Raw genomic sequence first — 9,928 nt, forward strand, 5'->3', positions numbered from 1 at the left:
ACCTTGTTTGTCTATTTGAGTTTTAATTCTTGCGACTAAATCAGTATATAGTTGCAATTTTTACAATTTTTACTGATTTGTATGATGCCCGCTTAATTACTTATGGAAAAATATGTTTGTAGTAGCGCTTTAGCGCCACTACAGTGGTACCTAAATTTTCGGAGTTACTTACCCTCAAGTTTAAAAAGTAAATTGATTAGGATCTTCTAAATTAAGTTGTTCTGGGGAAACTCCTTCTACAATTGCAATTAACTCAGGTGTTGCACCATCATTAAAAAATATTGCTGTCCCGGGTCGTAAATTATCGGGAGACTTACCCAAGGAATAATCACTTGCTTCCCCAACTAGTTGAATTTTGTCTTTATTCTCCCCTTCAAGCTCAAAATCGGCGATCGCTGCATAATCATCAGTTCCAGCAGTATTAGGATCGCCATCATTATAAAAGACAGTCTCAATTGCATTTCGTAATAATTGTCCTAACACAAAGACATCATTACCAGCATCACCAATCAATACATCTATTTCACCAAAACCAGGTTGGGGACTCAAAGTAGTAGTTCCACTCAAAGTATCATCACCAGCACCACTGGAGACAAAATCATTACCCGAACCACCACTAACTCGGTCGTCACCAGAATCACCAAAAACTAAATCATTCCCTGCTGCGCCAAAAACTTGATCGTCATTTGCACCACCACTGACAAAGTCATCACCCATACTACCACTAAGGATATCTTTGCCCTTGTCACCAAAGACTCGATCGTTTCCCGGACCACCATTAACTTTATCGTCCCCTGCTCCACCCCTGAGAACATCATCTCCGATTCCAGTGACGTCATCTACATCACCGAATAATAAATCATTCCCCCTACCTCCATTAACAACATCATTACCATTTTCCCCAATCAGAATATCAGGTTTAGCGCCGCCGTAGAGAGAATCATTACCATCTCCCCCTCTAATAAAATCAGTCCCACCTTCTCCTTCTATGCGATCGTCACCATTTCCACCAAAGACGTTATCCTCTCCACTCCCAGCTTTAACTGTATCGTTACCATCACCAGCACTGACGACGTCGTCATTACCCTCTAATGCATTGATTAAATCATCTTCTGGACTACCAAAAATTAGATCATTATCTTTTGTACCGGAAATATCTGCCATATTTATCTGAAACCCCAATATCCAAAACAGATTGCAGCCAAGCCAACGAAAAAACGATTAAAACTTTTGCTATAGCGATCCTAGACGATTTTGAGTAATCAGATGTCAAAAAGATGTTGGAAGCCGTTAATGATACTTTTTTAACTAAAATATTAAGTTCAAATATTAAGTTCAAACATTAAGTTCAAATTTTTATTACCTAAAATATTTCGAAATAAGATTTTGACCAAAATGTGTGGTACGGGTTTTCACCTGCGATACCTTTAGGTTTTTCGCAAAAAACAAACTTGAACCCCCCCAGGTAACTGCATTTCACCAACAACGCAACCAGAGTACACCGTGTAAATAGTCAAAGGTATTACCAGTACGAAAAAAACAGTCTATATAAATTGAGAAGTATTCTTCATGAAAGTTGTTTTGCGATCTATGATTAATTATGATTTTTAGATGTCTGCTTTAACAAAAGCTTTGAAATTATTATTTATCTCTACTCCTGTTGGACCCCTTGGTACTGGACTTGGTGGTGGTGTTGAATTAAGTTTGTATAACATCGCCAAACAATTAATCCGTCAAGGTCATCAACTACAAATTCTCGCCCCACAAGGTTCTACATGGGACGATCTACCAATTGCGGAAATTCCGGGAAACTTACAAGTAATCGCCCAATCCCAAGAACGTAACACCCCCGTAAATATGCCAGAAAACCCTCTTTTGGGGAATATGTGGGAATATGCACGTCAAGTTCAAAGTGAATATGACTTGATTGTGAATTTAGCTTATGATTGGTTACCGTTCTACCTGACGCCGTTTTTCCAAACACCCATCGCTCATTTTGTCAGTATGGGTTCTCTATCTGATGCACTAGACTTTATTATACAGCAAGTAGCCAAGCAATTTCCCGGTACAATTGGTTTTTATACTCCATCTCAAGCCGCAACTTTTCCCGAATTAACCCCACCCTTGTACCATTTGAGTAGTGGAATTGACTTATCGTTATATGAATTTTGTCCCCAACCCAAAGAACAATTAGTTTGGTTGGGTCGTATTTCTCCAGAAAAAGCTTTAGAAGATGCGATCGCAACTGCCCAAAAAACCAATCTTCCGCTTTATATTTTGGGTAAAATGCAGGATGAAGCATACTGGAAAAAAATTCGTCAAGATTATCCCAATGCAAGAGCAGAATATTTGGGTTTTTTACCAACCACAGAAATGCAAAAGGTCGTTAGAGAATGTAAAGCATTATTAATGACACCCCGGTGGGTAGAAGCCTTTGGTAACGTTGCGATTGAAGCTCTTGCTTGTGGAGTACCAGTTATTTCCTATGCTCGTGGCGGTCCTGCAGAAATTATTCGAGACGGTCAAACGGGATTTTTGGTGGAGCCAGATAGCGTCCAAGGGTTAGTAGATGCTGTTTTGTCTTTAGATAAGATTAACCGTTATACTTGTCGTCAACAAGCAGAAACCGAATTTTCTTTAGAAGCATTAGGTTTACGCTTCGAAGAATGGTTCTTAAAGATTTTGGATACAAGAGGTTAAATTTATTAATTTTTTGTATATTAAGTAGTTTATTTTTACTAGTTTGTACTGATTACCACTGACAAACCAGTAAAAAGGAAATACAAATAGATAATTGGTGTTTTTCTAACACTAGTTTTATATTATCTCTCCTTGCTTTTTATAACCTTCCCCACCGCGCCAACCTAGCAATGTTTACGGAACTGTAGTTTCAAAAACTGTAGTTTCAAGATCTGCAAACGTGACACGTTGATACCTATAAATTTGCAAAGGGGAAGGAACCAGAATTTTTAAATAAAGTTTATACAACTGTTTTTCAAATATCAACTTCAAATATCAACACTTAGTACCAGATTTAGTACAAGTAAATTATCCATGCAAACTCAAATTCTCAAATCAAAATTAGCGACTGTACCATCTCCCCTCAAACCAGGAGACTTACTCCGGGTAATTGCTCCTAGTGGTGCTTTGCGAGAATTTGGGGATTTTCAAAAGGGGGTGGACATTTGGCGATCGCGCGGTTATCGAGTAGAAATAATTTCTGAGATAGATCGTACTTGGGGATATCTCGCAGGTAAAGACGAACATCGTCGCAACCATTTAGCAGCAGCATGGGAAGATTCAGAATGTCGAGGTATTCTCTGTGCTAGAGGTGGTTTTGGTACTACTCGTCTACTGGAAAATTGGACTTGGAGTCTTAGCAACTCAACACAAAAAGATATGACATCTAGGGACGCGTTAGCAGAGCGTTCCCACAGGAAGTCATATCGCGTCTCTACAGCGAAATGGTTAATTGGGTTTTCTGATATTACCGCTTTATTGTGGAGTCTTTACAAAGAAGGTATTTCTGGCGTCCATGGTCCTGTATTAATTACTTTGGGAAAAGAACCCCAATGGTCAATTGATCGATTATTTGACTGGGTGGAAGGTCGTCCCCTCAAACCATTGTCAGGTAATGCTTGGAATGGAGGTATCGCTAAAGGTAATTTGCTTCCAGCCAACCTTACCGTTGCTACACATCTTTTAGGTACCCCAATGCAACCAGATTTAGAAGGGGTAATTTTAGCGTTCGAAGACGTTACCGAACCACCCTATCGTATTGACAGGATGTTAACCCAATGGCGGATGAGTGGTGCTTTAGCAAAGGTAAGTGGTATAGCTGTCGGTCGTTTTAGCCAATGCGAAGCACCAGCAAAGAGTTCCAGTTTTAGTGTGGAAGAAGTATTGCGCGATCGCTTGGGAGATTTAAATATTCCAATTATTTCCGATTTACCATTTGGTCATGATGGTTGCAATGCAGTTTTACCCGTAGGAGTACCGGTTGAGTTGAATGCAGATACAGGGGTTTTGAGTTTTGGGTGATGGGTAATTGGTAATTGGTAATGGGTAATGGGTAATGGGTAATGGGTAATTGGTAATTGGGGTTACTCCTGACTTCTGACTCCTTACTTCTTACTCATTACTCATTACTCATTACTTCTGACTTCCAACTCCTGATTCCGGCTTGACTTTTGGTCTAATTCTAAGAGTACAAAACATGATTCCCGGAACTATCCCCAACATCAATGCAGTTAATATTTGCTCGCTAAAATAGCTGACCACATTCTGCTTCAACAGAGGAATAATTTCCCTTGCTTGAGCTAGGAACAACATAGAAAAACTAATCAGGAAGAATGAAATTGCAGGAACAAACACCCATTTCCAAGCATTAACAGCATACCTGCGTAAAACTAACCATTGGAAAAATCCCAGCCAAAGACCGGAAATAATATATGCAAGGGTAGATAAAAAACCGTATAAAAATATTTCTTGAGAAGATAATACTCTTTCTAAAGATACAGCTTGAAAATAAATATGTTGAACCCAAAGAGCAGAAATATTAGTTGCAACCAACCAACCTAAAGTAGTAGTAATCATCCACCTTCTACCGGATACATATTGGCGTACTACCAGTGCTTGATCCGCTCCAAAAATTAAAGCAAAAAGTAAATTACTAACATATTCCCCCCAAACAGATAAAACCGGGTGGGGAAAATTAATTACAGCAGGTAATAAGTCAACAAAAAATCTTTTTAAAGCAAGGCTAGCTATTCCTCCAACAATCCATCCTAAGACAGTCATTAGAATAAATCGAAAAAAGAAAATTCGTCTTTTTTGGCGAGGAATTAAAAATTTTCGCGTTCGGCGAATGTTAGTACTAGAAGGTACAGGGTCACTACTATATTCAGTATGCATGCTGTAAGTTGTTTATTAATTATTTAAATCTCAATCGATGAAAAACATCAAGGACAAGAAATATGCCATGGTCGCAATCGTACTAATTTAGCAATACTAGATTTAAATATCACTCTCCGGAGAAGTTAGTTGACGGTTTCAAGTTGACAATTTTTGAGTGCTCTTAAAGGAAAATATTAAACTCAAACATCACAATAACTTCCCTCAAGCTGATGAAAAGCATTAATTTTTCTTACGATATCAACTTCATTGAGGGCATTTTTCAAAGTATTTTGCAATGCTTTAAGGGATAAGTGACCATTAGTACCTGTGCTTGAACTATAATTTACAAACACATAATGTGTGACAAATATAGCTGTTTGCAAGACATTGAGTAAATCATCAGTGGAAAATAACGAGCGAGCAATAACAAATCATTAATAAAAATTGGCAAATATCAAATAAAAATTGACAAATAACAAAGTTGATTCCCTGGATGATAAGCTAAAAATTGCAAAAAAAAGAGTCATTTAGGGTGAAGTATTAAATGGTAGTTTCCTCAACTGTTCCTCATCTCCTGCGGGCTACTCGTGGTGAAGCTTTAGAACGTCCTCCCGTATGGATGATGCGACAGGCGGGACGATATATGAAAGCTTATAGACAATTAAGAGAAAAATACCCTTCATTTCGCCAACGTTCGGAAATTCCGGAAGTAGCGATTGAAATTTCTTTGCAACCTTGGAAAGCTTTTCAGCCAGACGGGGTCATTATGTTTTCTGATATCGTCACCCCCTTACCTGGTTTGGGGATTGAAATGGATATTGCTGAAGGTAAAGGTCCAGTCATTACTTCGCCTATTCGTACCCAAGCCCAAGTGGATCAATTGTATCCTTTAGAACCGGAAGAATCATTACCTTTTATCAAAACCATTTTACAAACCTTGCGTCAAGAAGTTGGCGATAAATCCACAGTTTTAGGTTTTGTCGGTGCTCCTTGGACTTTAGCTGCTTATTCTATTGAAGGTAAGGGTTCTAAGACCTATTCCACCATTAAAAGCATGGCGTTTTCTGAGCCTTCCATGCTGCATCAGTTCTTAGGAAAAATTGCCGACTCTATTGCTACTTATATTTGTTATCAAATTGATTGTGGCGCTCAAGTGGTACAGATGTTTGACTCTTGGGCTGGTCAATTGAGTCCTCAAGATTATGAAACTTTTGCTTTACCATATCAGCAACGGGTATTTAAGAAAGTAAAAGAAACCCATCCCGATACACCATTAATTTTGCTAGTGACTGGTAGTGGTGGTTTGCTAGAAAAAATGGCAAAATCAGGTGCCGACATTATTACCGTAGACTGGTCGGTAGATATGGCTGATGCAAGAAGAAGATTGGGTGCAAACTTAGGAGTTCAAGGAAATCTTGACCCCGGCGTGCTTTATGGTTCCAAAGAATTTATTCGCGATCGCATTATCGATACTGTTCGCAAAGCCGGTAAGCAGGGACATATCTTGAATTTGGGACATGGTGTTTTACCGGATACCCCAGAAGAAAATGTTGCTTATTTCTTTGAAACCGCTAAAAGCTTGAGTGGAGTACATTAATCTTTCCTTGAAATTCAGTTGTCACTCATTACTTTTTAAGTGTGACTGGTTCAAAGAAAATGAGATTCTTCTCAAATTGTAGTTGTTAGTTGTTGGAATAACCATACAAAATATTTCACAATAACTAACAACAAAAACAAAACAGTTTTTATGACTCAAAAAAGAATTTTGGTGACCGGTGCGAGTGGTTGTGTTGGTCACTATATTAGCGAAACATTAATTCAAGATACTAATCACGAACTATATCTACTTGTAAGAAATCCCCAAAAACTAAAAGTTGATACCCAAGCACGTCCTGGAGTTACAGTAATTCAAGGCGATATGCAAAAAATTGATGCTTTCGCCGATTTACTTCCAACTATTGATGTTGCGGTCTTGACTGCAACTGCATGGGGTGGAGAAGGTACTTATGATGTTAATGTCACAAAAACGATTGAGTTAATAGAACTCTTAGATCCAGAACGCTGCGAACAGGTAATTTATTTCTCTACAGCTAGCGTACTAGATTCCAAAAACCAACCCCTCAAGGAAGCAGGAGAACTTGGTACAGATTACATTCGTTCTAAATATCAGTGTTTAGAGCAAATGAATCAAGTACCTGTAGCAGATAAAATAACCAAAGTATTTCCGACTTTTGTTTTGGGAGGCGATCGCAACAAACCATACTCCCATCTCACATCCGGGATTCCTGAAGTTACTAAGTATATCGATTTAATTCGTTTTTTACAGGCTGATGGTAGCTTTCACTTCATCCATGGGAAAGATATAGCCACCGTTATCCGACATTTAGTTGAAAATCCTCCGAAAGAAGGGGAACCTCGTTATTTAGTTTTGGGTCAACAGAGGTTAACAGCTAACCAAGCAGTGGAGGAATTATGCAGCTATTTCGATAAAAAGATTTGGTTCCGCATTCCCCTTTCCCTTCCCTTAGCCAATTTATTAATTGCTGTTTTCCGTATTCAAATGGCTGCTTGGGATAGATTTTGTATGAACTATCGACATTTTAGCTATGAGAAAGTTGTGAATCCAACTATTTTTGGCTTACCCAATTATTGCGCCACCATGGAGGATGTTTTAAAAATTAGTGGAGTTAAAAAACCTACTTAAATTTATTTTTTTGTTTTTTAAGTATCTAGAATTAATTTTGTAGATATCAACTTCTTTTCAGAAATATACCTTCAGAAATATACATATATGTAGAGACATAAAATATTTCTCATGATTATGTGTCTCTACGTTATGCTGTATCTATAAGACCAATAAGTGAACTAAAAAATATTCTCTTGCCGCCTGACACACTATTATTTACTAATATAAGGGCGGTGCGTGACGGCACGGTGATAAAGGTGACCTGAAAAAATATTCTCTTGCGCGCCTAACACACTATTATTTACCAATATAAGGGCGGTGCGTGACGGCGCGGTAATGAAGGTGACCTGAAAAAATATTCTCTTGCGCGCCTAACACACCCTACAATAATTTTACTTATGACTCATAACTAATTTCTAAAAATTAGATATATGAATGATAGACAACATTATATTATTTTTATCCAAAAAAAATAGCACCAAAAAATATATTAAGTGCTAACATAAATAAAAATTACTAAGTATTTGTAATATTCATGATTTGTTAAGATTAAATCTGTAAAATTAAAGTTCATAAAATTAAAATTCGTAAAATTAAAATTTATAATACTGAAAATTATGATACTAAATGATTTCGATACTTCAACTATTTATATTTTTTTGAAATAGATAAGTTATATTCACTAAAAATAAATTCCATAGAAGTAAAGAATCTTAGAAGCAAATATTAAAACGTAAAGTGTGGGGAGTTAAAGAATTCTGATGCGAATTTTATTAGTGTATCCTCTATTTCCCAAAACCTTTTGGTCCTATGAAAAGATTCTAGATTTAGTTGACCGCAAAGTTTTATTACCACCTTTGGGTTTGGTAACAGTAGCTGCAATTTTGCCCCAGGAGTGGGAATTTAAGTTAGTAGATCGTAATATTCGTTCGGTAACAGAAGAAGAATGGGCTTGGGCAGATATAGTAATTTTATCTGCAATGATTGTGCAAAAGCAGGATTTACTCGACCAAATCAAAGAAGCCAAAAGCCATGGTAAATTAGTTGCGGTTGGTGGTCCTTATCCAACTTCCGTACCCCAAGAAGCTCAAAAAGTAGGAGCAGATTTTCTCATTCTCGATGAAGGGGAAATCACCCTACCAATGTTTATTCAAGCAGTCCAAGAAGGTAAAACATCGGGGGTTTTCCGTGCTACAGAGAAACCAGATGTGACTACCACACCCATACCCCGGTTTGATTTACTAGAATTTGACGCTTATGACATGATGTCGGTGCAGTTTTCCCGTGGTTGTCCCTTCCAGTGCGAATTCTGCGACATTATTGTCCTATATGGACGCAAACCGCGAACTAAAACCCCCGCACAACTCCTTGCAGAATTGGATCGTCTCTACGAATTAGGTTGGCGACGTGGTGTGTTTATGGTGGATGATAACTTTATTGGTAATAAACGCAACGTTAAGTTATTACTCAAAGAGTTAAAGGTATGGATGGCTGAGCATGAATATCCTTTCCGCTTTGATACAGAAGCATCAGTTGACTTAGCACAAGATCCAGAACTGATGGAATTAATGGTTGAATGTGGCTTTGCTGCTGTATTTTTAGGAATTGAAACACCAGACGAAGATAGTTTACAGTTAACTAAAAAATTTCAAAATACCCGTAGTTCTCTTACCGATGCGGTACAAACCATTATTAAAGCTGGTTTGCGTCCAATGGCTGGATTTATCATTGGGTTTGATAATGAGAAAAGCGGAGCAGGCGATCGCATTGTTCGTTTTGCAGAACAAGCAGCAATTCCCTCCACAACCTTCGCCATGTTACAAGCACTTCCCAATACTGCACTTTGGCATCGTTTGAGCAAAGAGGGAAGACTACGCAGCGAAAAAGATGGTAATATCAACCAGACAACTTTAATGAATTTTATACCTACCCGTCCCCTAGAAGATATTGGTAGGGAATACATTGAAGCATTTTGTAAGCTGTACGATCCAGTAAATTATTTAGATCGTACCTATCGTTGTTTTTTGATGATGGGCAAACCAAGCTGGAAAGCACCAGCCAAGATGCCAGAATGGAAAGTAGTGAAAGCATTTTTGATTATTCTTTGGCGACAAGGTGTCAAGCGTCCAACTCGCTGGAAATTTTGGCATCATTTATTTAGTATTCTGAAGCATAATCCAGGAGTTGCGGAACATTACCTTGCAACCTGCGCTCATAACGAACATTTCTTGGAATATCGTCAAATAGTGCGCGAGCAAATAGAATCTCAACTAACTGAATATTTGGCGCAAGGTGTGGAAAAACCATATGTTGCACCTGCGAAAGCTAAAGCAGTAGTTTAGTTGT

At 38.0% G+C, this 9,928-nt stretch carries 7 protein-coding genes; 5 read left to right on the forward strand and 2 right to left on the reverse strand.

The window, feature by feature from the left end:
- Positions 1-180 precede the first annotated feature (180 nt).
- On the reverse strand, positions 181-1,164 hold the full coding sequence (locus tag QNJ50_RS02285; protein WP_300631566.1) for a calcium-binding protein: 984 nt from the start codon (positions 1,162-1,164) through the stop codon (positions 181-183).
- Between the two features lie 447 nt (positions 1,165-1,611).
- On the opposite strand from QNJ50_RS02285, the gene QNJ50_RS02290 reads away from it, so the two are divergent.
- Both QNJ50_RS02290 and QNJ50_RS02295 read left to right on the forward strand, forming a co-directional pair.
- Entirely contained in the window at positions 1,612-2,700 is a 1,089-nt protein-coding gene (locus QNJ50_RS02290; RefSeq protein ID WP_300631568.1) for a glycosyltransferase family 4 protein, read from the forward strand.
- Between the two features lie 354 nt (positions 2,701-3,054).
- Positions 3,055-4,041: an LD-carboxypeptidase gene (locus QNJ50_RS02295; RefSeq protein WP_300631569.1), complete on the forward strand. Its 987-nt coding sequence runs from the start codon at positions 3,055-3,057 to the stop codon at positions 4,039-4,041.
- A 111-nt stretch (positions 4,042-4,152) separates the two neighbouring features.
- Here QNJ50_RS02295 and QNJ50_RS02300 read toward each other — a convergent pair whose 3' ends face one another.
- A complete protein-coding gene (locus tag QNJ50_RS02300; protein ID WP_300631570.1) occupies positions 4,153-4,914 on the reverse strand; it encodes a hypothetical protein in 762 nt (253 codons plus the stop codon).
- A 526-nt stretch (positions 4,915-5,440) separates the two neighbouring features.
- Here QNJ50_RS02300 and hemE point away from each other — a divergent pair.
- From hemE to QNJ50_RS02315, 3 genes are all read left to right on the forward strand, one after another.
- The gene (hemE, locus tag QNJ50_RS02305) at positions 5,441-6,493 is read left to right on the forward strand and encodes a uroporphyrinogen decarboxylase (protein WP_300631571.1); all 1,053 of its coding nucleotides are present in this window, start codon (positions 5,441-5,443) and stop codon (positions 6,491-6,493) included.
- A gap of 150 nt (positions 6,494-6,643) precedes the next feature.
- On the forward strand, positions 6,644-7,600 hold the full coding sequence (locus QNJ50_RS02310; protein ID WP_300631572.1) for an NAD(P)-dependent oxidoreductase: 957 nt from the start codon (positions 6,644-6,646) through the stop codon (positions 7,598-7,600).
- 743 nt (positions 7,601-8,343) lie between these two features.
- On the forward strand, positions 8,344-9,924 hold the full coding sequence (locus QNJ50_RS02315; protein ID WP_300631574.1) for a B12-binding domain-containing radical SAM protein: 1,581 nt from the start codon (positions 8,344-8,346) through the stop codon (positions 9,922-9,924).
- The last annotated feature ends 4 nt before the right edge of the window (positions 9,925-9,928 follow it).

It is taken from the genome of Mastigocoleus sp. MO_188.B34 (genome assembly GCF_030065675.1).
Taxonomy (GTDB): Bacteria; Cyanobacteriota; Cyanobacteriia; order Cyanobacteriales; family Nostocaceae; genus Mastigocoleus.

Excerpts from the sequence above, each read along its gene's own strand:
- QNJ50_RS02300 (WP_300631570.1), bottom strand. The coding sequence starts at position 4,914 with ATGCATACTGAATATAGTAGTGACCCTGTACCTTCTAGTACTAACATT.
- QNJ50_RS02285 (WP_300631566.1), bottom strand. The coding sequence starts at position 1,164 with ATGGCAGATATTTCCGGTACAAAAGATAATGATCTAATTTTTGGTAGT.
- QNJ50_RS02310 (WP_300631572.1), top strand. The coding sequence starts at position 6,644 with ATGACTCAAAAAAGAATTTTGGTGACCGGTGCGAGTGGTTGTGTTGGT.
- hemE (WP_300631571.1), top strand. The coding sequence starts at position 5,441 with ATGGTAGTTTCCTCAACTGTTCCTCATCTCCTGCGGGCTACTCGTGGT.
- QNJ50_RS02290 (WP_300631568.1), top strand. The coding sequence starts at position 1,612 with ATGTCTGCTTTAACAAAAGCTTTGAAATTATTATTTATCTCTACTCCT.
- QNJ50_RS02315 (WP_300631574.1), top strand. The coding sequence starts at position 8,344 with ATGCGAATTTTATTAGTGTATCCTCTATTTCCCAAAACCTTTTGGTCC.
- QNJ50_RS02295 (WP_300631569.1), top strand. The coding sequence starts at position 3,055 with ATGCAAACTCAAATTCTCAAATCAAAATTAGCGACTGTACCATCTCCC.